Source organism: Candidatus Propionivibrio aalborgensis, assembly GCF_900089945.1.
In the GTDB taxonomy this organism is placed as follows: Bacteria; Pseudomonadota; Gammaproteobacteria; order Burkholderiales; family Rhodocyclaceae; genus Propionivibrio; species Propionivibrio aalborgensis.
Map to the genome: position 1 here is coordinate 1 of NZ_FLQY01000024.1, position 813 is coordinate 813.

2 protein-coding genes are annotated in these 813 nt (G+C 54.7%); both read left to right on the forward strand.

The genetic code is table 11. From position 1 onward, the window contains the following. Window positions 1-35 precede the first annotated feature (35 nt). Window positions 36-278 carry a hypothetical protein gene (locus PROAA_RS01675; protein WP_186409654.1) on the forward strand — a complete coding sequence of 81 codons (243 nt, stop codon included), beginning with the start codon at window positions 36-38 and terminating at the stop codon, window positions 276-278. A 52-nt stretch (window positions 279-330) separates the two neighbouring features. Beyond that, on the forward strand, window positions 331-813 hold a 483-nt coding region (locus PROAA_RS01680; RefSeq protein ID WP_281182215.1), incomplete at its 3' end, for an SIR2 family NAD-dependent protein deacylase.

An 813-nucleotide genomic window follows, 5' to 3' on the forward strand; every position in this document is an offset into this window, starting at 1 on the left:
GAACATCCCTGTATAAGTATCGAATGTGAATCATAGTGAGCAGCAATAACCAAGCAGAATTGTTAAAGGAACGCGTGCGGTGCGGCGTCTGCCAGCACGGCATCCGTGTTCGTGGCATCGAATTGATCGCCTGCCTGCCTCATCTCGATATGCGCAGTCCTGTGATAGACCGGATTTGCGCCGAATTTGAAGGGAAGAAAAAGGAGCGTGTTTCAGAGAACGAGTCGTTGTCTGTCCAGACAAGTCAAAGTGAGCGGCAGAATCCCGAACAGTCTTGACGGATTCTTGTTTGATGCTTTGCATTTTTTTTGACCAACCCGTGAGTGCGCTTTGTCTTTCGATTACGTGTATTGCGCTGAACTCATCGACCAGGCCGACGGACTGCTGATTACTGCGGGTGCCGGCATGGGCGTCGATTCCGGTCTGCCGGATTTTCGTGGTCCGCAGGGCTTCTGGGGTGCTTATCCGGCACTGGGCCGGGCGCGGATTCCTTTTGAACATATTGCCAGCCCTTCGGCATTTAAAACCCAGCCGCGTCTGGCCTGGGGCTTCTACGGGCATCGCCTGAACCTCTACCGCGCCACCGTTCCGCACGCGGGTTTTGAGATACTGCGGCGGATTGGAGAGCGATTGTCCGAGGGCTGTTTCGTCTTTACCAGCAATGTGGATGGCCAGTTCCAGAAAGCCGGGTATGACGAACAACGCATCGACGAATGCCACGGCTCCATTCATCACCTGCAGTGTCTGGACGCTTGCACCAACGAGATCTGGCCAGCCGATGGTTGGCATCCGGTGGTCGATGAAGAACACTGT